Source organism: Neobacillus sp. plas4, assembly GCF_057221695.1.
This window is the reverse complement of the sequence record NZ_CM170152.1, coordinates 3,105,988-3,132,500: the sequence shown is the minus strand read 5'-3', so window position 1 is coordinate 3,132,500 and position 26,513 is coordinate 3,105,988. Positions and strand designations below refer to the sequence as shown.

26 protein-coding genes and 2 rRNA genes (1 of these 28 running past the window's edge) are annotated in these 26,513 nt (G+C 38.4%); 11 read left to right on the top strand and 17 right to left on the bottom strand.

Annotated features, from left to right (window positions below; translation table 11 throughout):
- From AC2TFD_RS15570 to crcB (AC2TFD_RS15550), 5 genes are all read right to left on the bottom strand, one after another.
- Nucleotides 1–951, bottom strand: a 23S ribosomal RNA gene (locus tag AC2TFD_RS15570); it reaches 2,004 nt to the left of the window's first position.
- A 346-nt stretch (nucleotides 952–1,297) separates the two neighbouring features.
- A 16S ribosomal RNA gene (locus AC2TFD_RS15565) occupies nucleotides 1,298–2,895 on the bottom strand.
- Together the 16S and 23S rRNA genes form the textbook arrangement of a ribosomal RNA operon.
- A gap of 435 nt (nucleotides 2,896–3,330) precedes the next feature.
- On the bottom strand, nucleotides 3,331–3,471 hold the full coding sequence (locus AC2TFD_RS15560; RefSeq protein WP_484673504.1) for a hypothetical protein: 141 nt from the start codon (nucleotides 3,469–3,471) through the stop codon (nucleotides 3,331–3,333).
- A gap of 71 nt (nucleotides 3,472–3,542) precedes the next feature.
- Nucleotides 3,543–3,899, bottom strand: coding sequence for a fluoride efflux transporter CrcB (gene crcB, locus AC2TFD_RS15555; protein WP_484673503.1), 357 nt, complete (start codon nucleotides 3,897–3,899; stop codon nucleotides 3,543–3,545).
- Nucleotides 3,896–4,282: a fluoride efflux transporter CrcB gene (gene crcB / locus AC2TFD_RS15550; protein WP_484673502.1), complete on the bottom strand. Its 387-nt coding sequence runs from the start codon at nucleotides 4,280–4,282 to the stop codon at nucleotides 3,896–3,898. The genes crcB (AC2TFD_RS15555) and crcB (AC2TFD_RS15550) overlap by 4 nt, the downstream gene beginning before the upstream one ends.
- A gap of 238 nt (nucleotides 4,283–4,520) precedes the next feature.
- On the opposite strand from crcB (AC2TFD_RS15550), the gene AC2TFD_RS15545 reads away from it, so the two are divergent.
- Nucleotides 4,521–4,901, top strand: a complete 381-nt coding sequence (locus AC2TFD_RS15545; RefSeq protein ID WP_484673501.1) for a hypothetical protein — start codon at nucleotides 4,521–4,523, stop codon at nucleotides 4,899–4,901.
- A gap of 59 nt (nucleotides 4,902–4,960) precedes the next feature.
- Here the strand turns inward: AC2TFD_RS15545 and AC2TFD_RS15540 are convergent, their stop codons facing one another.
- Together AC2TFD_RS15540 and AC2TFD_RS15535 are read right to left on the bottom strand one after the other, a co-directional pair.
- Complete coding sequence (locus tag AC2TFD_RS15540; RefSeq protein WP_484673500.1) at nucleotides 4,961–5,839, bottom strand: proline iminopeptidase-family hydrolase; 879 nt, start codon at nucleotides 5,837–5,839, stop codon at nucleotides 4,961–4,963.
- Between the two features lie 108 nt (nucleotides 5,840–5,947).
- Complete coding sequence (locus tag AC2TFD_RS15535) at nucleotides 5,948–6,670, bottom strand: TerC family protein (RefSeq protein WP_484676329.1); 723 nt, start codon at nucleotides 6,668–6,670, stop codon at nucleotides 5,948–5,950.
- A 296-nt stretch (nucleotides 6,671–6,966) separates the two neighbouring features.
- On the opposite strand from AC2TFD_RS15535, the gene AC2TFD_RS15530 reads away from it, so the two are divergent.
- Nucleotides 6,967–7,209: a glutaredoxin family protein gene (locus AC2TFD_RS15530; protein ID WP_484673499.1), complete on the top strand. Its 243-nt coding sequence runs from the start codon at nucleotides 6,967–6,969 to the stop codon at nucleotides 7,207–7,209.
- A gap of 269 nt (nucleotides 7,210–7,478) precedes the next feature.
- Nucleotides 7,479–7,949, top strand: a complete 471-nt coding sequence (locus tag AC2TFD_RS15525) for a divergent PAP2 family protein (RefSeq protein WP_484673498.1) — start codon at nucleotides 7,479–7,481, stop codon at nucleotides 7,947–7,949.
- On the opposite strand, the gene AC2TFD_RS15520 is transcribed toward AC2TFD_RS15525, so the two are convergent.
- Nucleotides 7,946–9,145 (bottom strand): MFS transporter, encoded by a 1,200-nt coding sequence (locus AC2TFD_RS15520; protein WP_484673497.1) that lies wholly within the window; start codon nucleotides 9,143–9,145, stop codon nucleotides 7,946–7,948. The genes AC2TFD_RS15525 and AC2TFD_RS15520 overlap by 4 nt on opposite strands.
- 371 nt (nucleotides 9,146–9,516) lie before the next feature.
- Here AC2TFD_RS15520 and AC2TFD_RS15515 point away from each other — a divergent pair, with 371 nt between their 5' ends.
- A complete protein-coding gene (locus AC2TFD_RS15515) occupies nucleotides 9,517–10,227 on the top strand; it encodes a cell wall hydrolase (RefSeq protein WP_484673496.1) in 711 nt (236 codons plus the stop codon).
- 237 nt (nucleotides 10,228–10,464) lie between these two features.
- On the opposite strand, the gene AC2TFD_RS15510 is transcribed toward AC2TFD_RS15515, so the two are convergent.
- Together AC2TFD_RS15510 and AC2TFD_RS15505 are read right to left on the bottom strand one after the other, a co-directional pair.
- Nucleotides 10,465–10,602: a hypothetical protein gene (locus AC2TFD_RS15510; RefSeq protein ID WP_484673495.1), complete on the bottom strand. Its 138-nt coding sequence runs from the start codon at nucleotides 10,600–10,602 to the stop codon at nucleotides 10,465–10,467.
- 59 nt (nucleotides 10,603–10,661) lie between these two features.
- Complete coding sequence (locus tag AC2TFD_RS15505; RefSeq protein WP_484673494.1) at nucleotides 10,662–11,117, bottom strand: SRPBCC family protein; 456 nt, start codon at nucleotides 11,115–11,117, stop codon at nucleotides 10,662–10,664.
- Nucleotides 11,118–11,248: 131 nt separating this feature from the next.
- Here AC2TFD_RS15505 and AC2TFD_RS15500 point away from each other — a divergent pair, with 131 nt between their 5' ends.
- A complete protein-coding gene (locus tag AC2TFD_RS15500; protein WP_484673493.1) occupies nucleotides 11,249–12,085 on the top strand; it encodes an RMD1 family protein in 837 nt (278 codons plus the stop codon).
- Nucleotides 12,086–12,142: 57 nt separating this feature from the next.
- On the opposite strand, the gene AC2TFD_RS15495 is transcribed toward AC2TFD_RS15500, so the two are convergent.
- The 3 genes from AC2TFD_RS15495 to sda all read right to left on the bottom strand — a co-directional run bounded on the left by AC2TFD_RS15495 (nucleotide 12,143) and on the right by sda (nucleotide 13,544).
- Nucleotides 12,143–12,565, bottom strand: coding sequence for a DUF1801 domain-containing protein (locus AC2TFD_RS15495; protein ID WP_484673492.1), 423 nt, complete (start codon nucleotides 12,563–12,565; stop codon nucleotides 12,143–12,145).
- A gap of 53 nt (nucleotides 12,566–12,618) precedes the next feature.
- Nucleotides 12,619–13,107 carry a GNAT family N-acetyltransferase gene (locus AC2TFD_RS15490; protein ID WP_484673491.1) on the bottom strand — a complete coding sequence of 163 codons (489 nt, stop codon included), beginning with the start codon at nucleotides 13,105–13,107 and terminating at the stop codon, nucleotides 12,619–12,621.
- Between the two features lie 284 nt (nucleotides 13,108–13,391).
- On the bottom strand, nucleotides 13,392–13,544 hold the full coding sequence (gene sda, locus AC2TFD_RS15485) for a sporulation histidine kinase inhibitor Sda (RefSeq protein ID WP_484673490.1): 153 nt from the start codon (nucleotides 13,542–13,544) through the stop codon (nucleotides 13,392–13,394).
- Nucleotides 13,545–13,687: 143 nt separating this feature from the next.
- On the opposite strand from sda, the gene AC2TFD_RS15480 reads away from it, so the two are divergent.
- The gene (locus AC2TFD_RS15480; RefSeq protein ID WP_484673489.1) at nucleotides 13,688–14,389 is read left to right on the top strand and encodes a Na-translocating system protein MpsC family protein; all 702 of its coding nucleotides are present in this window, start codon (nucleotides 13,688–13,690) and stop codon (nucleotides 14,387–14,389) included.
- Between the two features lie 105 nt (nucleotides 14,390–14,494).
- On the opposite strand, the gene AC2TFD_RS15475 is transcribed toward AC2TFD_RS15480, so the two are convergent.
- Nucleotides 14,495–15,238 (bottom strand): TerC family protein, encoded by a 744-nt coding sequence (locus tag AC2TFD_RS15475; protein ID WP_484673488.1) that lies wholly within the window; start codon nucleotides 15,236–15,238, stop codon nucleotides 14,495–14,497.
- 502 nt (nucleotides 15,239–15,740) lie between these two features.
- On the opposite strand from AC2TFD_RS15475, the gene AC2TFD_RS15470 reads away from it, so the two are divergent.
- Nucleotides 15,741–16,808: a sulfite oxidase gene (locus AC2TFD_RS15470; protein WP_484673487.1), complete on the top strand. Its 1,068-nt coding sequence runs from the start codon at nucleotides 15,741–15,743 to the stop codon at nucleotides 16,806–16,808.
- Between the two features lie 144 nt (nucleotides 16,809–16,952).
- Here AC2TFD_RS15470 and AC2TFD_RS15465 read toward each other — a convergent pair whose 3' ends face one another.
- Nucleotides 16,953–17,414, bottom strand: coding sequence for a GNAT family N-acetyltransferase (locus AC2TFD_RS15465; protein ID WP_484673486.1), 462 nt, complete (start codon nucleotides 17,412–17,414; stop codon nucleotides 16,953–16,955).
- Between the two features lie 118 nt (nucleotides 17,415–17,532).
- Between AC2TFD_RS15465 and AC2TFD_RS15460 the strand changes: the two genes are divergently transcribed.
- Nucleotides 17,533–18,777: an aminopeptidase gene (locus tag AC2TFD_RS15460; protein WP_484673485.1), complete on the top strand. Its 1,245-nt coding sequence runs from the start codon at nucleotides 17,533–17,535 to the stop codon at nucleotides 18,775–18,777.
- Nucleotides 18,778–19,012: 235 nt separating this feature from the next.
- Here the strand turns inward: AC2TFD_RS15460 and AC2TFD_RS15455 are convergent, their stop codons facing one another.
- Nucleotides 19,013–19,303: a hypothetical protein gene (locus AC2TFD_RS15455; RefSeq protein ID WP_484673484.1), complete on the bottom strand. Its 291-nt coding sequence runs from the start codon at nucleotides 19,301–19,303 to the stop codon at nucleotides 19,013–19,015.
- Nucleotides 19,304–19,672: 369 nt separating this feature from the next.
- On the opposite strand from AC2TFD_RS15455, the gene AC2TFD_RS15450 reads away from it, so the two are divergent.
- Both AC2TFD_RS15450 and AC2TFD_RS15445 read left to right on the top strand, forming a co-directional pair.
- The gene (locus AC2TFD_RS15450) at nucleotides 19,673–20,683 is read left to right on the top strand and encodes a 2-oxoacid:acceptor oxidoreductase family protein (RefSeq protein ID WP_484673483.1); all 1,011 of its coding nucleotides are present in this window, start codon (nucleotides 19,673–19,675) and stop codon (nucleotides 20,681–20,683) included.
- An 18-nt stretch (nucleotides 20,684–20,701) separates the two neighbouring features.
- Nucleotides 20,702–23,014 (top strand): thiamine pyrophosphate-dependent enzyme, encoded by a 2,313-nt coding sequence (locus AC2TFD_RS15445; protein WP_484673482.1) that lies wholly within the window; start codon nucleotides 20,702–20,704, stop codon nucleotides 23,012–23,014.
- A gap of 348 nt (nucleotides 23,015–23,362) precedes the next feature.
- Here AC2TFD_RS15445 and AC2TFD_RS15440 read toward each other — a convergent pair whose 3' ends face one another.
- The gene (locus AC2TFD_RS15440; RefSeq protein WP_484673481.1) at nucleotides 23,363–23,917 is read right to left on the bottom strand and encodes a DUF6155 family protein; all 555 of its coding nucleotides are present in this window, start codon (nucleotides 23,915–23,917) and stop codon (nucleotides 23,363–23,365) included.
- An 87-nt stretch (nucleotides 23,918–24,004) separates the two neighbouring features.
- Between AC2TFD_RS15440 and AC2TFD_RS15435 the strand changes: the two genes are divergently transcribed.
- Nucleotides 24,005–26,329, top strand: coding sequence for a TOTE conflict system archaeo-eukaryotic primase domain-containing protein (locus tag AC2TFD_RS15435; protein WP_484673480.1), 2,325 nt, complete (start codon nucleotides 24,005–24,007; stop codon nucleotides 26,327–26,329).
- Nucleotides 26,330–26,513: the final 184 nt, after the last annotated feature.

Sequence of the window (26,513 nt, the reverse complement as noted above, 5' to 3'; positions counted from 1 at the left end):
GCCCCTAGTCCAAACAGTGCTCTACCTCCAAGACTCTTACAACGTGAGGCTAGCCCTAAAGCTATTTCGGAGAGAACCAGCTATCTCCAAGTTCGATTGGAATTTCTCCGCTACCCACACCTCATCCCCGCACTTTTCAACGTGCGTGGGTTCGGGCCTCCATCCAGTGTTACCTGGACTTCACCCTGGACATGGGTAGATCACCTGGTTTCGGGTCTACGACCACATACTTATTCGCCCTATTCAGACTCGCTTTCGCTGCGGCTCCGTCTCTTCAACTTAACCTTGCATGGGATCGTAACTCGCCGGTTCATTCTACAAAAGGCACGCCATCACCCGGGTTTTTTCGAAAGAAAAAACATAGGGCTCTGACTACTTGTAGGCACACGGTTTCAGGATCTATTTCACTCCCCTTCCGGGGTGCTTTTCACCTTTCCCTCACGGTACTGGTTCACTATCGGTCACTAGGGAGTATTTAGCCTTGGGAGATGGTCCTCCCAGCTTCCGACCGGATTTCTCGTGTCCGGCCGTACTCAGGATCCACTCAGGAGGGAACGAAGTTTCAACTACAGGGTTTTTACCTTCTATGACGGGCCTTTCCAGACCGCTTCATCTACCCCGTTCCTTTGTAACTCCATGTTGAGTGTCCTACAACCCCAAGAGGCAAGCCTCTTGGTTTGGGCTATGTCCCGTTTCGCTCGCCGCTACTCAGGGAATCGCGTTTGCTTTCTCTTCCTCCGGGTACTTAGATGTTTCAGTTCCCCGGGTCTGCCTTCAATACCCTATGTATTCAGGTAAAGATACTGCTCCATTACGAGCAGTGGGTTCCCCCATTCGGAAATCTCCGGATCAAAGCTTACTTACAGCTCCCCGAAGCATATCGGTGTTAGTCCCGTCCTTCATCGGCTCCTAGTGCCAAGGCATCCACCGTGCGCCCTTTCTAACTTAACCTAAATGGTTATTCTCTTAATTTAATAAGAGAGAAAAACTAAAATGGCAATTCACTCGGTTTTTACTTGGTTTCTTCTTCTTACGATTATCTAGTTTTCAAGGAACGAGGCTGCTGATTTTTCAATCACATCGTGATTAAAATTCAGAGCTTAGCTTCATGCTGCCTTGCGACGAGCTGAGGGATTACTTCCTCGAACTACAGCGGCGCAGGAGCAATAAAAATATAAAGAACGTTATTTTGCCAATGCAAAAGAACATTTCTTATTTGAGAGAATTGTACTCTCAAAACTAAACAAACAAATAACAGTCAACGTTTATCAGTCCACAAGGACTGTATATTCCTTAGAAAGGAGGTGATCCAGCCGCACCTTCCGATACGGCTACCTTGTTACGACTTCACCCCAATCATCTGTCCCACCTTAGGCGGCTGGCTCCTAGGACAAAACTTAACTTCCTATAATAAAATAAGAGGTTAAGTTTTGTCCCAGGTTACCCCACCGACTTCGGGTGTTACAAACTCTCGTGGTGTGACGGGCGGTGTGTACAAGGCCCGGGAACGTATTCACCGCGGCATGCTGATCCGCGATTACTAGCGATTCCGGCTTCATGTAGGCGAGTTGCAGCCTACAATCCGAACTGAGAATGGTTTTATGGGATTGGCTAAACCTCGCGGTCTTGCAGCCCTTTGTACCATCCATTGTAGCACGTGTGTAGCCCAGGTCATAAGGGGCATGATGATTTGACGTCATCCCCACCTTCCTCCGGTTTGTCACCGGCAGTCTCCTTAGAGTGCCCAACTGAATGCTGGCAACTAAGAACAAGGGTTGCGCTCGTTGCGGGACTTAACCCAACATCTCACGACACGAGCTGACGACAACCATGCACCACCTGTCACTCTGTCCCCCGAAGGGGAAAATCCTATCTCTAGGAGTGTCAGAGGATGTCAAGACCTGGTAAGGTTCTTCGCGTTGCTTCGAATTAAACCACATGCTCCACCGCTTGTGCGGGCCCCCGTCAATTCCTTTGAGTTTCAGCCTTGCGGCCGTACTCCCCAGGCGGAGTGCTTAATGCGTTAGCTGCAGCACTAAAGGGCGGAAACCCTCTAACACTTAGCACTCATCGTTTACGGCGTGGACTACCAGGGTATCTAATCCTGTTTGCTCCCCACGCTTTCGCGCCTCAGCGTCAGTTACAGACCAGAAAGCCGCCTTCGCCACTGGTGTTCCTCCACATCTCTACGCATTTCACCGCTACACGTGGAATTCCGCTTTCCTCTTCTGTACTCAAGTCCCCCAGTTTCCAATGACCCTCCACGGTTGAGCCGTGGGCTTTCACATCAGACTTAAAGGACCGCCTGCGCGCGCTTTACGCCCAATAATTCCGGACAACGCTTGCCACCTACGTATTACCGCGGCTGCTGGCACGTAGTTAGCCGTGGCTTTCTGGTTAGGTACCGTCAAGGTACCGGCAGTTACTCCGGTACTTGTTCTTCCCTAACAACAGAGCTTTACGACCCGAAGGCCTTCATCGCTCACGCGGCGTTGCTCCGTCAGACTTTCGTCCATTGCGGAAGATTCCCTACTGCTGCCTCCCGTAGGAGTCTGGGCCGTGTCTCAGTCCCAGTGTGGCCGATCACCCTCTCAGGTCGGCTACGCATCGTCGCCTTGGTGAGCCGTTACCTCACCAACTAGCTAATGCGCCGCGGGCCCATCTGTAAGTGTCAGCGTAAACCGACTTTCAGCTTCCCCTCATGAGAGGGAAAGAATTATCCGGTATTAGCACCGGTTTCCCGGTGTTATCCCAGTCTTACAGGCAGGTTGCCCACGTGTTACTCACCCGTCCGCCGCTAACCAAGAGGTGCAAGCACCTCAAGATTCGCTCGACTTGCATGTATTAGGCACGCCGCCAGCGTTCGTCCTGAGCCAGGATCAAACTCTCCAAGAAAGTTGATTAGCTCATTTGTTACGTTGGCTAGTTTCTATGGAAGAAACTATTTTTTTGTTTTTGTTGACGTTCTTGTTTGTTTAGTTTTCAAAGAACAATTTATCGCTTGTGTTTCAGCGACTGGATTAATAGTATATCGCATTTCTACAACTATATCAATTATCAATTATTTCCAATTCCCGAAGGTTAAGTGAAAAATAATTACTAGTTTTAAAAAAGTGACAATATCAATGATAACATTTTTTCTTGTTAAGTGTGTTTCGTTTTGTTGTCCCTCTGAGGGGAACTTTTATATAATACCACCCTGACTATTTTAAATTCAATAGTAATATTATCCAAACATCAATATAAAAAGTGGGTTCTAGAGAAAGTACTTATTATAAAGCAGCGTAACAAAAAAGGGTTGCTGCTAAAAACAACAACCCATACTATTCATTATTGTCCTTGCGCCCCGTTAGGGGTCACCCTGCGTACATGATCATCTTCAAAGTTATTTTTACGAGCTTCCTCAACTTTATCATTTAATAATTTCTTTTGATCCACTTCAGATGATGGGGTAAACTTTTTCTTAGTCATCTAATTCCTCCTATAAAATCTGTTTTACCCCTTTTATTTTGCTTTCTTTTTATAAAAATAATCACCTATTACTAAATAATAAAGCCTACTGCTGCCGCAACAATACTTAACATTACTGAAGAGAGAACATAGACACCTGCTAACTTGAATTTCTTTGATTGAAGTAAAGTAATTGTCTCATACCCAAATGTCGAGAAAGTAGTGTAAGCTCCACAAAAGCCAACTCCGGCAAAGAACCATATCCCATTACTTATTACATTGGAAAGATGAAGATTTGCTAATAAACCTAGCAAAAAGGAACCAGTAATATTAATCACCCAAGTGGCTAATGGGAATTCCTTTAGTTTCTCTTTTTTATGAATGTAATTATTCAATAGATATCTTGCTATTGCTCCTAAGGAACCCCCTAAACCAATTAACCAAATCAATGTGTCTCTCCTTTTATTTCGGTTATAAGTGCACATTTATATCCTATGTATGCCATCAGCAAACCAAAAAAAATACTAGTTCCTACATATAAAACACCATAAAAGATATCTCCATTCTGAAACAATAGGATGGTATCTACTGAAAACGTAGAAAAAGTAGTGAATGAACCAATAAAGCCTGTTCCAATAAATAATGAATATTCAGCTCGAATTTTTCTCTTTACCGTAAAAAATGTGAGGAACCAAGTAAGGATAAAACATCCAAAGAGATTAATGAATAGGGTTCCCAAAGGGAATCCATTATCTGTATGTACCCATTCACCAATCGTGTACCTGGCAACCGCTCCAAGAAATCCGCCAGTCATAACAGGATAAAGTTTCAAGAAATTTCACCCTTCTTTCAAATCAAGACAATAAAATTATTAACGATACCGAATTATACCATATTTTTCTTTTTTACCCTTATTTTTGGACGAATAATACAAGAATATTGGTTAACAGAAGCATATGCTGATAATGGAAATTTCAATTAATAGGTGAGAATAGTGAAAAATGATGAAATCAGATTCCATTATTTACACCATTAATAGGATTAAAATAAAATTAAGGAGTGTAAAAGAAATGTCATCTAAAAAAAAGCATAAAAAGAAGCACCAAAAGGATGAATCTTCAGACATCCATGTTGAGGACAAGCATAATAAAAAACAGAAGAACAAAAAGGGACAATCTTCAGATATCAATGTTCGGGACAAGAAGTATAAAAAAAAGAAGCACCGGAAGGATGAATCTTCAGATATCAATGTTGGGGACAAGCAGTTAAAAAAACAGAATGACGACAATAAACAAAAATTAGAATTTGTATATTATGATCCATCTATTATTAAGGAGGTTGACGTATTTCAGCCTCCGGCACAACAATCCCATGTTTCACAGGAAGTTAATGATGTAGAAACTGTGGAAGTGGATTTTGAAGCGAAAGAACAGGATGAAATGAAAGAGTAATAGTTAGTTAACAGAAATTACATTAAAAAATCCACCTTATTGGTGGGTTTTTTAAGAGATTATTCAAGTTCGACTGTCTTTAAAAAATTTCCTACAACTTTTAAATATTCTTCTTTTTCTTCGTAATATGGCATGTGAGCACTGTTCTCAAAAATATGAATTTCTCCATTTGGTACCAGACTGCGAAAGTATTCAGTCGAATCAGGAGTAGCTTCATCATACCGGCCGCATGTAAAAAGAGTGGGGCAGTTAATTTCATGCAACCGCCAAGTACAATCAAAAGATTTTAAATTTCCCTTAACGCTGAATTCAGAAGGTCCCCACATAATATTGTAGATATCCGGATTCCGATATCCTGATCCCTTTATTACCCATTCCGGATCAGGTTCTGACTCTACTCTGCAAACAAAGCGTTTGTTAAATTCTTTTATAGCTGCTTTGAATTCCTCTGAATCAGTCGTTCCCTCCTTCTCACATCGTGTTATTGTCTCTTGAACTTCGCTAGGTAATGTTTTTAGGTTCTCAATCTGGTCCTGTTCCCACCGTGGTGCGCTTAAACATGGACTTGAAAAAACCACGCTTTTTACTCCACACGGTTTAGTTAAACAGTAAGCAGCAGCCAGTGTTGTCCCCCATGAATGACCTAAAATATGGACTGAATCTAAGTTTAACGCTTCTCTTACTTGACCCAGTTCTTCCACAAATCGATCAAGTTGCCACAATGAGGTGTCACTTGGACGATCTGACCTACCGCAACCTAATTGGTCATATAGTATTACGGGTCTATCCTCTTGAAGTGCCTGTAAACCTTCTAAGGAATAGCTCGATGAGCCCGGACCTCCATGCAAAATAATCACCGGAGTCCCTGATGTATTTTTATTGAATTTTTGATACCATACTCTCCCGCCTGTAACCTCTATGTATCCTTCTTCATGCATGTTGCTTTCCCCCTAAAACAAAAAGTAATAGCTTGTTCATTTTAACTTAATATGAAAAAGTAGAAAACTCTTTCATGTTAAAAAGAGACCCATATAGGTCTCTTCGATTTATTTAGTCGCCAGCATCTCTTTTAAGAAATGTACAAGGAAGGTACTAACGAAGATTCCAATTATAATACCAAAGAAGATCACTTCATCCATTTGGAAACCAAAGGCTCCTGAAATCATTCGTAATCCGATAATACCGATTAAGATAAAGGCAGTGGTTTCAAACTCAGGTATTCTTTCAATCAGAGCTAGGAATAGCTGCGCAACTCCGCGCATCATTAAAATACCCAAGATACCGCCTAAAAAAAGCACCCATACTTGATTGGAAACACCAAATGCAGCAATGACACTATCAATACTAAAGGCAATATCCATTAGCTCTACGGTTAAAACCGTGCTCCAAAAACCTACTTTTTTAGTTTGGACCTCTTCCTCCCCATCCCCGTTATTGAGGAAGTATTGAAGGACCAGCCAGAGCAGATAATGACCGCCAACGATTTTAATCCAGCCAATATTAATTAATGTAACACCTATTCCAATAGCTACAACACGGAAAAAATATGCTCCAATAATTCCATAGAAAAGAGCCTTTCTTCGTTGTTCTTCTGGCAGGTGTTTTACCAAAACAGCAAGAACTAACGCGTTATCAGCAGATAATAATCCTTCTAGAATCACTAAGGTACCAATGATCCCCCAACTAGCAGGATCTGTCAGTACTTCTTGTAAGGCATCTAATGATAAAAATGACCCATAATTCGTAATGATTTCTTGTAAGAACTCCATCACTTTTTTGCCTATCTCCTTTTCCATGTTATAAACAACTGACTAAAGCTTGTCTCCTACTGTATATGTATGTCGATTAAAAAATTATATGAGTCATTAATACGTTTTTAGGGTATATATGAAAATAATGATCTATGTCTAATTTATTTGATTTAGCAATAAACTAGCAAATGCTATCATAGTGCTAAATAATTGCTTTTGTGGGTTTTATACAAAAAATTTTATAGGCGCGGGATGAGGCAATTTTTAGAGCAATGTATTATGATAATAATAGGCTGAATGAAGGAGGAATTAAAGTGCGAAAAGTTGTGCTATACACCCAAGAAGGCTGCGGACCATGTACAGCCGAAAAACTATGGTTAAAAGATAACGGAGTTAAGTTTGAGGAAAGAAATATTAGGGAAAACCCTAAATATCTAGATGAAATTGTGGAATTAGGTGCTTCCGCAACACCTGCTACACTCATTGAAGATGAAAATGGATCTGAGGTTGTATTTGGGTTTAATCAGGAGCAACTACAACAAATACTTGGAATATAAGTCAAAACTACATGAATGGTCATTCTGAATTTCTCTGGAGTGACCGTTTTTGATTTTCATTGCAAACTTTTTCCTAAGTATGCATAAAAGGATTTTCTTAAACATATTATAATAAGTTTTATATATAAAAAATCAGCTAACTGAATTGATGAATGTAATTATTATTCATAGTGAATAATATCTTTTCCATTTTCTTCATAATTCTCCTGATAATTTGGGTTTCTTTTTGATAAGCTAATTACAAACACATCCCAATGGAGGTTGTTCATATGTTTTTATCCTTCCCTATTTTGGCTGCACTTTTAGGTATGTTAATTGCGCAATTTGTAAAGGTACCGATACACTTTTTTGCAACAAGGGAAATTAAATGGAATCTAATGTTTAGTACTGGCGGCATGCCTAGTTCACATACTGCAATGATCATCTCATTGACCACAGCAATTGGATTAATAACAGGTTTTAAATCAAATGAATTTGCTATTTGCATTGTCGTTTCAGCGATTGTGCTGCACGATGCGATGGGGGTTCGAAGGCATGCTGGATATCATGCGGAAATTTTAAATACACTGCTAGCTGATTTTAACAGTCTAATCGAAACTCTAAAAGACCCCAATTTAAAGAAACCGGAGTCTAGAAAAAAATTAAAAGAGTTATTGGGTCATCAACCGACTGAAGTGTTTTTTGGCGCCATAACTGGAATTATTGTTGGGGTACTTACCTACTATTTTTATCCGTTTTAGGTACTTTTAGTTGTCAATCCGGGATTTAACTTATTTGCGTTCCAATAAGACAAACCAGTTCCTGCAAACAGTAAGATACCTGTTACAATAAACACGGTTTCAACTGGGAATATTCCGCCCAGGATTCCACCAATAATCGGACCAATCATCCCGCCTATTTGATTAGACGTCTGATGTAATCCAAATGCCCGACCTCGGAAATCTTTTGGAGTTGACCTTACCACTAACCCATTTAATGCTGGGAAAACGGCGCAGAAAAAAATTCCAAAAATAAAACGAGTGATAGAGAATCCCAAAATATTACTGAAAATAATTTGAGCAATGGTCCCGATTCCGCCTCCCATTAGCCCAATAAATAATATCTTTTGAAAACCGACTTTATCTGCCCATCTTCCCCACAACGGTGCAAAAATCACACTTGCGATACCAGGAAGTGAGAATACAATTCCTGCGAGTAGGGATGCATGCTGAGTGGAACTGCCTAGATCCACTATATATAATGGAAGGATCGGTTCAATTGTCATAATTGAAGCAGATGTCAAGCTGGTTAAAGCAAGGACGATCATCAACGGGCGGTTGGAGAGTGCCGTTCTAAAATCGTTTCGAATGGACCCCTTTTCCTTGCTGGGTGAGAAATTTTCTTCGGTCACCCAAAATATGACGAGAAGTGTAGAAATGAGTGAGAACACACCAGCACTGCCAAAAGCCACTCGATTCCCCACTAACGAAGCAATACCGCCTCCTAAGAGCGGTCCAATGATTCCCCCAGAGGCAGACGCAGAGGAGATCATAGATAAAGCGTATCCTACTTTATTGCTTGGTGTATTCGTTCCTACTAACGCAATCGCCCCAGGAATGAACCCGCTTAACAACCCCTGCATGATTCTTAACCCTAACAACTGATACGGATTTGTAACAAAAGCAGTTAATGTATAGACAATAAAAAGGGCAAATCCTGCTCTGATTAACATTGGTTTTCTTCCATATTTATCTGCCACTCTTCCCCAAAACGGTGAAGCAATCGCTCCGGCAAAAAAAGCAGCACTGAACAATAAGCCCGACCAAACTTCCGTGTTTTCATGCACACCAATTTGAAGCAGGAAAATAGGTAAGAATGGGATGACCATGGAAAAGCTTGCTGAACAGAAAAATACTCCTATCCAAAGTACCCATAAATTACGCTTCCAAATTAGCATGCCAATCCATCTCCAATATGTAATGTAAATCTAATATGGCTATCGTAACACAATCTACTTTTATTTTCATTCCCGAAATATTAGATGGTAGAAACAATTCAACTTCATTCTAATAGTTAGTCTGTATCCTCATTTCTATTTCCTAAATAACCCTCAATTTGGTTTGTTTCCCTTATTAACCATCCAAATTATTCCTCTGTTTCGCAAAAATTGGATTCATTATGACAGTATTATAGGAATAATGTCATATTTTCACCTAAGCTGTAATTTTGTTCATCAAACTATAAAGAAATGTAACCTCCTCGTTCTGTATAACAGGTGCTTGTACATGTTAGTGTTGTAGCATACAAAACATCAGGGAGGTAGCACACATGAAAAAAACATATTTGAAAAAAGTTGCTGTAGCCTGTGTAGCTACATTTGCTTTTATCGGATTGCACAATTCTACGGTCGAGGCGATTACCAAATTTGACGTTGTACAGGTAGATGGCCTTTCTGAAATCGGACAACCATACACTTACGGTCCAATAATAGATGAAGGAAAACAAGAAATGAATCAGAACGATGAGGAAAAAGAATACATTCCATATAAACCGGAAGTCTTAGCACAAACAGCAGAACCGACTACGGAAGAAACACCTATTTCAGAACAGGAATCAGTGGAATCTGTTGTAAAAACACCAGAGCCAGAGGTTGCAGCTCCTGCACTTTCAATTTCAAATGAAGAAAAAGACTTATTTGCGAGATTAGTAGAAGCAGAGGCAAAGGGTGAAAGTTATGAAGGAAAAGTAGCCGTTGCGACGGTTGTCTTAAATCGTGTTGATTCACCCGAGTTTCCAAATAGCATTACTGGGGTTATTACCGAAGTAGTTGGTAAGGCCTATGCCTTTTCGCCTGTTCAAAATGGTGAAATTAATAAGCCTGCTTCAGAGGAATCGATTCGTGCAGTAGAAGAAGCTCTAACAAGACAAGATCGATTAAATGATAGTATTTATTTTTATAACCCAGAAATCGCAACCGATACATGGATTACGACTCGAGAAGTAGTCAAAACAATTGGCAATCATGTATTCGCTAAATAATGTTAAATTAAGCCGTCTATGACGGCTTTTTTTGTGCGTAATTGATTTGAAAACAATAGCCGATTTTGCGTTACCTATATGACAACGAAAAGTTGTATATCAATATCATAAATGAAAGAAGGTAAATTGCTCGTTTGCATGAATTGGTACTTTTACAGGACGAGCACTTCGTCGCTGAAGATGAAGATTAGCGAATACAAAGAAAAGAGAGATTTACGTCTCTCTTTTTACATGAAATTAGGATTTATCCTTCTCATATGCAATTACTACAACTTCTTTATTCGCTTGTTCGCTTAATTTGTCTTCTAGTGATTTAATTTCTGTTACTAAATTTGATGATAAATCAGCTGCTACATAATCCTTTTGATTTTCCATGACCATCACTCCTTTATATCTTATTATTCTACATAAAGGATAAAGTATTACATTTAAATCTAAATTGAAATAGCAGGCAGCGTTTTTCCGGTTTCAAGTAAACTTTTCAGGTTACTAATAATTGCTGGCCACCCATTATTCAGCCCCTCAAAGGTATCTTCTTTATTCACTAAATCACCTGGCTGGAGATTTTCATGCCTTAGCGTAAGTTTTACCGTTGCATTTAACGGTTTTAACAAGAATGTAACCTGTGAAGGCTGCTTGTCTTTGACTCCATCTCCCACATAGGTCCATGTAAAGGAAAGTTCTTGATAAGGCTCACAGCTTATAATTTTTCCATAATCCGTTATCTGCCCGTTTCGAGAATAGGTAACCTCTGATCCTTCCTTCCAATTCGATTGGATGCTGGTTCCAAAAAAATATTGCTCAGTGTATTCACTTTTGGTTAGTGCCTCCCATAGCTTTTCAGGTGTTGTTGCTATGTATGTAACGTAAACAAATGTTGAATCTGACATTTCAACTCTCCTTACTCTTCTTAAAATAAATTAGTGCTATTTTATTATTTCTCTATTGTTTTTGCATATCCTTCATTATTTTAACTGTTTGGTTCATATACTAATAAAAACAATTTGAAAAGAGTGGGTGTATGAGAGATTTAATCTTTAAAGCCTTCGCCATTACCAACGAAATAGATTTGAACAAAATCGCGATTCATTGTGGTATACCGAAGAAATTCACTTGGGAGGAACCGTTAATTCTAAAAGGAGAGATATTAAAATCGATACTTCATAAAGATTTGGATGAAACCCAAATGGTACTTGTTTTTTCTTTCGGCAGCGTTGTCTTCATTAATTCCGCTTCTTCACTTGAGATCACAGCATTTTTGAATTATCTCTATACTTTTGAGCGGGACATTGATGTTAAAAACGCAGGAAGATACAGTGACGATTATAGTCTTCATCTTAAAGAAACCGAAAGTATCGAGTTAACGGATGAATATGTGGTGGTTCCTGAATATGACAATTACTATCCAGAATTGATTTCTACGGTACTCGCGAAGTCAGTGGCACTTGAAAAAACGGAGGAACAGCTAGGACTAATTAATGATAAACTTGAAACGATGATTGACCGGCTGGAGAAAGGTAATCTTCGAATTGGAAACAAGGAACTAGCACGGACGACAGCCAAAATCATCCGACATGAGTATAACACCCTTGCATACATTATGATTTTGGATAAGCCGGACATTACTTGGACAAGCAGTTCAGCTGGAGACTTTTATGACAAAATGGTGGAGTTTTTTGAGTTAAATGACCGTTATAAAATTTTGAAAAGTAAAACTGAAATACTTTATAACATCATGGATGGTTTTTCTACGATCAGTCATTCGATTCGCGGGTTATTCGTTGAATGGATTATTGTGATACTCATTTTATTTGAAATTGTCCTGTCGCTTTTAGGGATCTTTGGTTTACTTCCTTAAAAAAATAACTTGATTATAATAGGAGTCCCCCATTTTCGAATAAGGGACTCCTTAGGACTAATTTTTTGGATACATTGTAGTTAAGAAAGTAATCGATTCTTTAATCAAGTCTTTTAAGATATCTTCCTTAATATCAGATACTTTATTGATATACACACAAGCCTTACCTGTTGTGTGCTTACCAAACATCTTTAATAATTCTTCTCGCTTTTTTTCTCCTGGTGCAAAATACAAGCTGATTTTTGCTTTTCTAGGAGAAAAACCAACTAGCGGTGCATCCCCTTCGTGACCAGAGGCATACTTGTAATGATACGATCCAAAACCAATAATGCTTGGTCCCCACATCTTTGCCTCAAATCCAGTAGTCTCTGTGAAGATATCCAATAATCTGTATGCGTCTTCTCGTTTTTTAGGACTATCTACCTGCTCAATAAACTCAATGACACTATTATCGGTTTCTTTTGTTTTTAATTCGTACATACTGGCCCGCCCTTTCCATGAAAAAATTTTTACTCCCAATAAGAATGAATGGATTAAAGTAAACCTTTACTCATGTTATACCAGGTTACCCCTGCATGCTCTGATTTAGATACACCCCTATTACGGTAACCTAAATTTTCATAGAATTCGATCAACTCTTCTTTGCAAGTAAGCGTAATACTTTCACGTTGTTTTGATTTTGCTTCATTTTCAAGGTGGGTAAGCAGCGCTTTCGCAACCCCGCGTGTTTGGAAATGAGGTGTGACTGCCACTCCTAAAACGGTTTGATGACCGCCTGTTTCTGGATTCTTGGTGATTAAATAAAACAAATCATCCGTAATAAATTCGTTCTTAATGACTGGTCCATTGACTAAACCGATGAGCACACCTTCTTCCTCCGCCACAAAAAAACTATCAGGAATCATGTTAATCCGTCTAATAAAAGCCTCTTCTGTCGCAGCTTCCTCTATCGGAAAACAAAGCTGTTCAATGATTACCAGATCAGGTAGATCCTTCATCGTTACATTACGAATTCTTAACATTCATAGCACTCCAATTGTAATAGTCTACTTCTTTTCCGCCAAATCTCGAAACACTACTACATTAATTTAAAATATTAGTAATATATAAAATTATACAATGAATTTATGGGAGATAAAGAGGTAAAAGAAAAAAAGCTAGATAATTCTAGCTTTTAACTGGTTAATTGTGTTGAGCAACTGTAAAGAATATTAAATAAAGTGAAGAGCAAAAAGCCACTCGCTATTCTTATTACATGTAAGCGGTATTAATTCACAATAAGATTCAAAAAATTTTCAGTAGTAAGCTATGATTGACTCATTCTCTCTACCTTTTCAATATCTAAACCTCTTCTACTTATTTCTTCTTCTAGCAAAACGATAAAATCTTCATCCAAATTTAACTTAACTGCATTAAAATATGTGTCTAATAAAACCTTGTTATCCATGCTTGAAAACATATCCTACTCCTCAAAGCGAATGGCTTTCTATCCCTTCACCTTCTTTCATTATATTTTTTTACGGTCAAATAAACCATGCTAATTATTTCCAAGGTATTAGGATAGAATAGGAAATACAACTTGTTTCTGAAAGGAGATCATGAATGGAACCACAAGGACATAAACAAACCGCCGAGTTAAGCAGTTATATAAGTAAAATCCTTCGGGAAAACTTTGGCAAAGGTCCGGAATCTGTACATGTTTTCATGGGAAAAACATTTATTACTTTCTATATCCGGAATTTCATATCTCCTACAGAAAAGGTACTGATGAATCAGAATCAAGAACTTACCGTTCAACAAACAAGAGACTTGGTCATGCAAACACTCATTCCTGAAATAAAAGCTTATATAAAAATCGTTACCGGGATGGAAATTCGTGAATTTTATTATGACTGGAGCCTTCATAATAAATCCGGTATGTTCACAGGAGTTTGTTTAGATTCGACGAGTACGGAAATATCTATAAAAGAAGAGTTTACTGGTAAAATAGAACTTATGAATGAGATCATAAATTTAAGCTCTGACTCTGAAAAAAAACCCGTAGAAATTTATTCCTGCCAATTGAATCATCGCTCCATTCTTGTTATTCGAAATGGAATATTGGTTAGAATTGAAAAACAATTAATCCGACAAGGTTTGCGAGAAGAGCTTAAATTAGCCAAGAGAACATTAGAAAAAGGACTGCTTCATAATAATAACCATTTTGAAGCAATTTTAAATACACGAGTCGTTGATATCTTTGTTGACTGGGACTTTGATTTAGATAAAAGTGTCATTGTCTTTTTTACGAATGCAACAAAATAATAAAAAGTGGCAACTGGGGTTTCATGTAAATATTTTTAAAAAATACAATAAAAATGGCTTGGTAGTATGATTCCCAAGCCATTTTTATTGTTCCATTTGTTTTGCTTATGTTGTTGGTTCTGTTTTTTTCTTTCCTGAAAAGAACCACCCGCCTGCTGCGATGAGAAGCATGACAGTCCAGAAGATGGTATTCCAAATCGGTCCTTCGACAAAGTCATGTGGAATGATATGCAATGCTGGGTGAGCAAGCGTATGCATTAATAACTTAACCCCTACCCAACCAACTAGCAGCATAGCCGCGGTTTCTAGACTTGGGCGCTCCGTTAGTACTTTCACGAAGAATCCTGCTGCAAATCGTATAACGACCAAACCAGCGATGGCACCTATTATGATGACGATAAATTGTGCTCCATCCATTCCGCCTATTTCGCCCATTGGCGTACCAGGGAGTGCGATAACAAGGGCTACTGCCGCTAAGATAGAATCAACCGCAAAGGCAATGTCGGCTAATGCAATTTGCGCAACGGTCGCGCGATAGCTTTTCCCTGTCTTCTCTTTTCCACCATGATCCTTTTTCAATAAATGTTTTAATGCGATGAAGATGAGGTACGCAGCACCAATCGCTTGAATCCACCAAACATGGAACAAAAACGAAATAATAAAGATGGCACCAATTCGAAAGATAAAAGCTAATATCAAACCAATATTGATTGCTTTTTTTTGTTGTTCTGCTGGTAAATGCTTCGCCATAATGGCCAGCACTAACGCATTATCAGCAGATAATAAACCCTCTAAAAGGATCAAAATAAGTAATACCCAGCCATACTCTAATAGTAAAGATAGTTCCATGTTACCCTCCTATGTATGATGTATGATTACACCACTTCAATAGTATAAATTATATTTGTACTTTATTTGTAGTGTTTTGTGCGATTTTTTGATAAAAATTTCCATTATATTGCGTAGTTCAATCGAAGTCTTACCTATTATTTACTTTAAAAAACGAAATTACTCTTTAATAAGTCTACTGAATACTCTTGGATTGGAAGAAGCATGTTGCATTGACCGTTATGTTGAAATTTTAACTCTGAGGGTCACTCCAGCATGTCTGCATTGACCGTAACGTTAGAATTTCATCTCCTACGTTCACTCCAGCGGGTCTGCATTGACCGTAACGTGGAATTTTCTTCTCACATGGTCACTCCAGCATGTCTGCATTGACCGTAACGTTAGAATTTCAGCTCGTACGGTCACTCCAGCTAGTTTGCACTAATTTCCATGGATTAGATTCTTAATTAATTTGTACACATCATAGATTTTATTATTGATTCTTTTTAAGAGGGAGGAAATTATGTTTGAACCAAAACATCCTATCGTGAAACCCTATTTAATAACGCGCAGTTTGCAGCCAGAAAATCAGGAAACACCGATACAATTTGTTGAAACTGATCAAACCAATAAACATTTATTTTATCGACGTAATCACTTTTCTTATCCAAAGATTTCTATGTCATATTATCTTCTTCCCATTAATGGTATGGTTGAAACCCCATTACTGCTATCTTTGCAAACCATTTTTCAATTACCCTCTAAAACGCTGAAAGTGATCCATGAATGCGCGGGGAATAAACGCAGCTTTTTTGAGCCTAAAGTGTTCGGGGAACAATGGGAAAAGGGAGCGATTAGCCAAGGTACATGGAAAGGTGTCCCATTACGGTCTCTGCTTGAACTTTCTGGAATAAAAGAAGCTGCAAAAGAAGTGGTTGTTGAGGGATATGATTATGGGAAAAGAACAGACTCAGATAAGGTTTTTTCTTTTGCTAGGAGCTTACCTATGGAGAAAGCTCTTCATCCTGATACAATCATTGCATATGAATTTAATAATGAGCTAATCCCCCTTAAACATGGTTTTCCATTTAGATTAATCGTTCCACAGTGGTATGCCATGGCATCTGTGAAATGGATTAAAGAAATTCGTATTATTGGTTCGAATTTTACCGGACCTTTTCAAACTAATGATTATGTGTATTATCCGCATTTAGGAAATGACCTTAAAGCATATCCGGTTACAATCATGAATGTTAATTCGACTATACAAAAACCTTTAGATATGGATGTTTTAAGTACTGGGACTCATGTTATTAAAGGTATTGCTTGGACAGGTAAAGGAATTATTACAAAGGTAGAAATTAGTTTTGATCAGGGTAACTCCTGGTCGGAGGCTAATTTAGATCGCACGCAAAAAAGTTATCAATGGGTTTCTTGGTCTTATGAATGCACGATTGCAGAAAAAGGCATCTATACGATCATGTCGAGGGCAACAGATTCTAATAGTCATACTCAGCCAAAGGAAGCTAGATGGAATAGAAAAGGATATGGATACAATGCCATTGATTCCATTAAGGTAAAGATTGAATAGTATGGAGTCGTTTATTGTCTCCTGTTATTTAAATACAACTATCAACTTTTCCCCTAATAATCTAAGCGAAATATTCAGAAGTTTTAATTGTAAACTTGGATCCCTTAAAGAACGAAAGCCTGGATAGAAATCCAGGCTCATCGTTTATAGTGAACTAGTATCTTTTTCGTATATTTTAATAGCTACTCCGCCTACACCATACGCTACCCCGTTATTTCTCCAGCCGTATTTTTCATAATACCCTTCTAGGTCTGAAAGTAGATAAAGCGTTTTATAGCCTTTTTTCGCAGCCTCATCTAAACCATGCTGGAGAAGCCTAGAGCCTATTTCTTGCCCTCTGTGTTCATCCTCCACATACAAGCAAGCAAGCCATGGGCATAAATCCTGGCGGCTATTAATATCGTTTCTTAATAAAGCATATATACCAATAATCTTCCCGTTTTTCATTGCTGCATAGAATCTTGGGAGATCGGAAGTAGTTGTAGTTGAATGAATCATACAATCCTCGTAAAACGAATAGTTATCTTCGCTCCCCCATACCTCCCAAAAAACTTCAATGGCTTTTTCAAAAAGTTCATCCCTATGTTTTAATTCGATAATTTCCATTCTATATTCCCCCTATTTCATAACTCATTATAATATTTTATTTCTTCTATGTCATTTCTGAAATTTTTTTATAATTATGGTACGATAGTTTTTGCAACTATTTATTAGGAGGTAAATCATGGTATTACCAAACTTTGAAGAGAATTTACAAAAATATGCACGATTATTAGTCGCAAAAGGTATTAACGTCCAGCCTGGTGACTGGGTAAAAATGACGATTACGGTTGATCAAGCTCCTTTAGCTCGTTTGGTTACAAAAGAAGCTTATGCTTTAGGTGCAGAAAAGGTAATTATAAAATGGGCGGATGACGAAATTACCAAACTAAATTACATACATCAACCTCTAGAAGTATTGACCGACATTCCCGAATATGAAATACAAGAATCGGAAGATCATGTATTAAATCATCACGTAAGTCGCCTATCGATTGTATCCAGTGATCCTGGTTTACTAAATGAAGTGGATCCTGCAAAAATTGCGGCTTTTCAAAATAAAGCTGGAAAAGCATTCAGTGCACAACGAATTGCCACCCAAAATAACGATTTGAAATGGACTGTTGCGGCGGCAGCTGGTGCGGGCTGGGCTTCAAAAGTTTTCCCTGATTTGAAAACTTCTGAAGAACAAGTCGACGCCCTCTGGGATCAAATTTTCAAAACTTGTCGTGTGTATTCAGATGACCCGGTTGCTGCCTGGGATGATCATAAAAAAACCTTAAATGAAAAAGCAGCGTTCTTAAATGAAATCCAATTTGATGCGTTGCATTACACAGCACCAGGGACGGATTTAACTTTAGGCTTACCAAAAAACCATCTTTGGTGTAGTGCAGAAGGTGAAAATCCAAAAGGCGAAGAATTTATTGCTAACATGCCTACAGAAGAAGTCTATACTGCTCCGGATACTCATCGCATGGACGGGGTGGTACGCAGTACAAAACCACTAAGCTACGCTGGTACATTAATTGAAGGCATTGAAGTGCACTTTAAGGATGGAAAAATTGTAGATATTTCTGCTGAAAAAGGCGACGAAACGATTAAGAAGCTGGTTTTTGACAACGAAGGTGGAACTGGCTTGGGTGAAATCGCTTTGGTCCCAGATCCATCCCCTATTTCTCAATCTGGTATCACTTTCTTCACGACTCTATATGATGAGAATGCCTCCAATCATTTGGCCATTGGAGCAGCGTACCCAACTACGATTCAAGGTGGTACAAAAATGAGCCAAGAAGAATTATTGAAAAATGGGATGAATACTTCCATTGTTCATGTTGACTTCATGATTGGTTCTGACAAGATGGATATTGACGGTATTAAACAAGATGGTACGATTGTTCCGATCTTCCGTAATGGAGATTGGGCAATTTAAACAAAATAAAAAGTCCAGGAAATACTATTTCTTGGACTTTTTGTTTTGGAATTAATCATGATCTCTTACCATATCATCCACCATTTTTCTCATGGTATAAATAACTGTCTTTTTATATTGAGCTGCTAAAAGAAGAAGTCTAATTTGTTGGGATCGGGATAAGTTTTTAAAGCGAGGTTCTTGTTTTAAGAAGGAACGCATGATAGACCAGCTTTTCGGCATTAAAGGAAAATCATCAAGAGGCTGTTTTTTTTCGAAGACGCTGGAAGAAAGGTATGTTTCCAGCAGGAGTGCTTTTATCGACAATACAAGGGGCATAAAGAGTTTTGGTATGTTTTCGAAGCGATTCATAACGTTCCTGTCCGCTAATTATGGTGTAGTCGTTGTCCTTCCGATTCTTTCTCACAACCAAAACAAACATACAATCCCACATTAATCTTTGAAGTTTCTTGACGTGCTCTGTAATTTTTAATGAACTATCTGGTTTAATTTTTTTCAGTGGTATATATTGTATCGTAAATTTCACAAACATCCCCTCCTGTTTTTTCCTTTACTTTGGTGATCGTTGCAACAGGTTCGGAATTCCTTATCGTTTTAGCACTACTACAAATACCCTCTTACCAATCTATGTTCCGACTAACCTAAATTGACCTATTTATTTGATTTTTACTAATCTTTGTTATATAACAAACTAACATCTGTACTATATCACAATCGAATAAAAAATAACTGAAACTTTTACGTTAATCCCAATAACGGCACCAATTAGCAGATGTCTCCCCTTTTAAAAAAAATCCTGTTGTATTTGTTTTAGCATACTGTTACAATAAAACCATTACAATTTATAGAATATTTATAATATTCTATATCCATTTAACGGATAGGAGGAATACCTTTGTCAAAATTGCCAAAAACAAATGCTTTAGGTTTTTTTGAAATCCGCCTAGAATCAATCGGTGGATTAGGAGCTAACCTAGCAGGAAAACTGCTCTCCGAAGATGGAGTTGTTGGAAACGGATTGAATGGCGTCGGTTTTTCTTCTTATGGATCAGAGAAAAAAGGATCCCCTGTAAAAGCCCATATTCGTTTCTGTGACCCAGATACAAACATTCGCGACACCACACCAATAGAACGCCCTCATGTTGTCGGCATTTTTCATGATGCCCTATTTAAAACCATCGATTGCACCAGCGGAATTTATCCCGACAGTACCATCTTAGTGAATTCGCAAAAATCCCCCGATGAACTAAAGAATCAAATGAAAATTCCCGGCGGTACCATTGCCATCGTAGATGCCACTGGTATTGCCTTAGAAGAACAAACAAAAGCCAATACCGCTATGCTTGGAGCTCTTTATCGAATTTTAGATTTCTTAGATCCTGATTCGATGAAACAAACGATTCGTCGTACCTTTGAAAAAAAATACCCTCACCTTGTTGAACCCAATCTTCGTACTTTTGATCGCGGCTATAAAGAAGTCGAATTTAAAACCTATCTTTTGGAGGATGGAGTCGATCCTTTACCTTTCACTCGGGCAGAACCGCTGCTAGGATATAAAACGCAGGCCATTGGCGGTATGATTACCAATCCAGGAAACAGTATTTTAAAGGATTTAAGTATTTCCCGTGCAGGGATGCTGCCCCATTTTCATGAAGAAAAATGCATTAATTGCGCAGCTTGTGATACGGCCTGTCCAGACTTTTGTTTTGTATGGGAAGAAAAACCAGACAAAAAAGGACGTCCGCAAATGTTCCTCAAAGGGATTGACTACCAATATTGTAAAGGCTGCTTGAAATGTGTCACTGCCTGTCCGGTGGAAGCGCTTTCTGGTGAACGGGAATATAATGACGGTTATGCCGACAAGAACCGTGTGCCCCATTTATTTGATTTGGTCACTCAAAACTAAGGAAAGGACGGGATCAAGATGTCCATCGATATAAACCAAGAAAAGCTCACATCTAAAAATGAAACAGTTGAACAAAGTTTTGTATTTGAATCCGGCAATGAAATGGCTGCTTATGCCGCACACCAAATTAATTATCATGTTATGGGGTACTTCCCTATCTCACCTTCTACAGAGGTGGCTCAATTCCTAGATGGAATGAAAGCCCGAGGAGAACATGATATCGTGTTGATTCCGGCTGATGGTGAACATGGTTCGGCAGGAATATGTTATGGTGCGTCAACTGGCGGAGGTCGCGTGTTTAATGCAACAAGTGCCAATGGCTTCCTTTATATGCTAGAGCAGCTCCCTGTTCAATCCGGAACCCGATTTCCAATGGTATTAAATTTAGTGAATCGTTCTGTTTCCGGCCCTTTAAATATCCATGGTGATCACTCTGATTTATATTTTGCTTTAAATACCGGCTGGCCAATCTTAATGGCCCGTGATCCGCAAATTGTCTATGATATGAACATACTTGCTATTAAACTAGCAGAAGATCCTGAGGTCAGACTTCCAGTAATCGTTTCCTTTGACGGCTACTTTACCTCTCACCAAAAACGGCGCGTTCAGGTGATAAAAAATAGAAGCGATGTTCAAAAATTTATTGGGGAGCCTCCAAGGAACTTCCCTCATGCTTTAAATCGTGAAAATCCAGTTACCATCGGTCCTTATATGAATGAACCTGATTATATCAATAACTGCTTTCAACAATCGGAAGCGATGTATAAAGCGGAGGAAGTTTTTGAAAGAATTTCGAAAGAATATGCAGCCTTAACGGGACGAGAATATCCAATCCTTGATTTATATCGCATGGAGGACGCAGAAGTTGCCGTATTTATGTTGAATTCCGCTGCTGAGGTTTGTAAAGACGTGGCTGACACCCTTCGATCACAAGGGATTAAAGCGGGAGTGATTTCCCCTAATATGATCCGTCCCTTCCCGCAAAAGCAAATAGCGGAATCCTTGAAAAATATTAAGGCCGTTACTGTTGGAGATCGTGCCGACTCGTACGGGGCACATGGCGGAAACATGGCGCTTGAGTTACGAGCAGCCTTGCAAACCGTTGGAAATGCCCATACCAAGGTCATTAACAGAATTTACGGATTAGGCGGCAAGGATTTTTATGCAGACGATGCAGAACAATTTTTCCAATTAGCTATAGCTGCCGCGGAAAAGGGTTATGCTGATAGGCAATTTGATTATTTTGGACACAATCCTGGGAGGCCGGAATTTGCTCCAAAGCGCGTTTTAAATCCGATGAAAAAAGAAGACTTAAATACCGGTTTAATCACGGTAACGCCTGATGAAAAAACAGGTGAACTAAAAGTGAAGATTCCACCATTACGGAGCTTAACGAAGAAACCAAAACGCCTGGCTTCTGGACATGGTGCCTGCCCAGGCTGCGGGATTTTCTCTGGTTTGGAGTTGTTTTTCAAAGGAATTGAAGGAGATATTGTTGCCCTATTCCATACTGGCTGTGCTATGGTTGTTACGACAGGTTTCCCATACAGTTCCCATAAAGCAACATACATCCACAACCTTTTCCAAAATGGTTCTGCTACCCTCTCCGGTCTAGTAGAAATGTTCCATGAAAGAAAAAGACGTGGTGAATTAAAAGAATTGGGACTTAGTGATGAGTTCACCTTCGTCATGGTGACGGGTGACGGCGGAATGGATATTGGGATGGGTCCAGCCATTGGAACCGCCCTACGGAACCATAAAATGATTATCCTTGAGTATGATAATGAAGGCTACATGAATACGGGAAGTCAGCTGTCGTATTCAACACCGATGGGACATATGACAAGCACCTCCAATATTGGCGGTTTCCAAAACGGTAAGCCATTTCATCACAAGGATACGGCGCAAATTATGGCAGCAACTCATATTCCATATGTCTTTACAGGAACAGAAGCGTTTGACCGCGATCTCTTAAAGAAGGCGGCCAAAGCACAATGGTATGCTAATAATGAAGGTTTGGTTTACGGCAAAATCTTAATTACCTGTCCATTGAACTGGAAATCAAAAGATGAGCTGGGTCAGACAATTGTTGAGGCTGCCGTGAATTCGTGCTTCTTCCCTCTCTATGAAGTCGAGCATGGAATCACCACACTTACCTACGATCCTGAAAGTAAAAATAAACGATTAGCTGTATCAGAATGGTTGAAGCTAATGGGCAAAACGAAACATTTGCTCAATGAGAACAGCAAGGACATGTTGGAGATGTTTGATAAAGAGGTAGATCGCAGGTGGAATATGCTAAAGGCAAAGCATGAGAGTCCGTATTTGTAAAATGGAAGGAAAATCCCAAGTCGCGGTTGGCTGCTTGGGGTTTTATTATTTAAGCGACTGAATATTTATGGGAGCCATTTTTTCTAGTAATCTTTTTTTAGTATTCATGAATGCTTCATGTGGACTATTTATTGGGAAACAGATAATTTGGGGCTTCATGAACGCTTTATGAGGCCCGTTTTTTAGAAAATCCACAATTTGGGGATTCATGAGCTATTTATGTGAATCGATTTTCCTAAATTTCTTTTCAATCCACATAATCGAAGTTTTCTTTAAACTAGGTGCACAATGATCCGAGTTTTACCTTGATTTGTAAATTATCCGTTTATATTAATATTCCTATTTTCTTTATTCATCTTCTTCGTCCTCTTCATCAATAACCCATTCAATCGTGTAGTATGAATCCCATAACGCTTCTTGGAATCCCCAGCCTTCTGGTGCATTAGAAACGACATTATAAAGTCTAGCGGAAAATGATCTGTACAGGTCCTCATCCTGGTCACATTCTATTGCTACTTGATCAAACATTTTCACCATACTAGAATAAAAACTTTCAGAAATATCTCCAAAAGAATTAGTAAATTCCACACCTTGTTCCACATAAAAAAGCATTAAATCTACCGTACCTTTTTCATCATTTGTCGCCTTTTTAAAAGCGGTAATTTCTTTCTTTGCTTCTGCTAGTCCAAGCTTCCCAATTCCTCTATCCGGAAAAAACTCATTCTCTATTTTTTTTCGAGCCTGATCAAAAAGCACCTCTATCGCTTCGTCACCAAGAAATTTACTAGACAAGAAGTTTTGAATCTCTTTGCTTGTTTTGAACATTTCGACCACTAAATCAATTAGTTCCTTTTGATCATAGTTCTTTAATTGTTTTTTTAAATCAGTTACTTTGATTTTCATCATAATCCCCCACTAATCCACACTTTGAATTAAGCATAGTAAATACTGTACAATAAAATTATACAAAACTATCTAGAGGGATTTAAAGTGGAAAATAATCTTCTATTAAAAGAAATAGAGCTATTAAAAAAAGAAAATACCTATTTAAAAAAGTTGTTATCAAACCTAATACATCAGAGAGAAAAAACCGAGGAAATCTCCTATGGAGATGAGATAATTAGTAATAGATCCCTGCCAGAGCAAAAAATTAACCTCTTTAAAAGTTTGTTTAAGGGCAGAATGGATGTCTTTGCTTATCGTTGGGAGTCAAATGATGGTAAGAGCGGTTATACGCCAGCTTGTGATTTAGAATGGCAAAAGCCTGTTTGTCAAAAACCATTGATAAAATGTTCTAAATGCCAACATCGTAAGCTATCTCCACTCACCAATCAAGTACTATATAATCATTTGAGTGGAGTAAAAACAGTGGGGCTTTACCCACTACTTCAAGATGAAACCTGCTTTTTTCTGGCATTCGATTTTGATAAGCAAAATTGGCAACAAGATGTTTTAGCATTTGTTGGTGTATGTAAAAAAGTTAATATTCCAGCATATATTGAACGCTCTAGATCTGGAAATGGTGCACATGTTTGGATATTCTTTTCCGAGAAAATTCCAGCTTCTTTAGCCAGAAAACTAGGTATGCAACTCTTAACAAAAACTCTTGAACAGCGGCACCAGATTGGGATTGATTCCTTCGATAGAATGTTTCCTAATCAGGATACTCTCCCTAGGGGTGGATTCGGAAATCTAATTGCTTTACCACTACAACTTCATTCAAAGAATAATGGTAATAGCGTTTTTGTTGATGAAAACTTCATTCCCTTTCAAGACCAATGGTTGTATTTGTCTTCAATACAAAAAATGAGTAAACAAGAAGTCTTATCAGCACTAAAATACCCTATTCAATCACAAATTAAGGAAACACCAATTTTATTATCAACTCCAAATACAGTTAAAGTTGATATAAAAAATGGGCTCCATATAAGTAAGGAAGGAATTCCTTCTTCAGTATTATCAAAAATCATGTTACTAGCAACTTTTAAAAATCCTGAATTCTATAAAGCACAGTCAAGGAGGTTATCAACCTACGGAATACAAAGAGTAATTAGTTGTTTTGATGATAAACCCGATATACTAATATTACCGCGAGGCTGTTATGCAGAATTAGAAAAGTTATTCAAAGAATATTCAATTAAAATGGATTTAACCACCAACAATTATGAAGGGGAAAATATTGAAGCAAACTTTAATGGACAACTAACATCCCAGCAAGAAGAAGCTGTATCAGAGCTAATGAAGTATGAAAATGGTACTCTTGCAGCCTCAACAGGTTTCGGCAAAACGGTTACAGCTGCTGCACTTATATCTAAAAGAAAAACGAATACATTAATAATTGCTGATAGGACTCAATTATTACAACAATGGATAGAAAAGCTAGCCATATTTCTTGGAATGTCTCCTCAAGAAATAGGCCAAATTGGAGGTGGCAAAAAGAAAATAACTGGTCAAATTGATGTTGCAACAATTCAAAGTTTTAATTCGAAGGGTGAAGTAAAATCCTTAATTACTCAATATGGGCAGGTTATTGTTGACGAATGTCATCATATTTCAGCTTTTAGTTTTGAAAAAGTGTTAAAACAAGTACGTGCTAAGTATGTGTATGGCCTTACTGCTACTCCAATAAGAAAAGATGGGCTCCATCCAATTATCTTTATGCAGTGTGGACCAATCCGATATAAAACCGATGCAAAAATACAAGCAAAAATTAGACCATTTAAACACACATTAATACACCGAAAAACTAATTTCAGGTCTAATTCAAAAGACATTCAAGAAATCTATCAATCCATCTCAAAAGATATCCATCGAAATCAATTACTGTTTGATGATGTACTGAATGAATTAGAAAAGGGACGCTCCCCTATTATTTTGACGGAAAGAATTGAACATTTACAGGTCCTTCATAAACAATTTAAGGGATTTGCAAAAAATATAATCATCCTTACTGGAAACATGAGTAAAAAGAGTCGAAGACTAGAACTAGAGCGACTAGAAAAGATACCTGATAACGAAGAACGGCTAGTAATTGCAACAGGAAAATACATTGGCGAAGGATTTGATGACCCTCGATTAGATACATTGTTCTTATCCATGCCAATATCGTGGAGAGGTACCCTTCAACAATATGTAGGACGGTTGCACAGGAACCATTCCAATAAGCAAGAGGTAAAAGTTTTTGATTATGTTGATGATAACGTGCCTATTTTAAAAACAATGTTTCAAAAACGGCTTAGTGGTTATAAAGCTATGGGCTATATAATGGAAGAAAATAGAGAACAGCATAGTGATGAACAAATGAAATTGTTTTAAGAATAATTATTATTAGGTCACGTATTGCAGCGATACGTGACCTTGTTTAACCTTCGGGGGTAGTTACTATAACTCGATGATTCTGACTCAAGTCCCAGTCCTCTTCAAATTTCGAGGAGAATTCTCATTTGATTCTTCCCCAAAACCCCTTCTCCACTGTAATTCGGGAAAAGTCATAAACTTA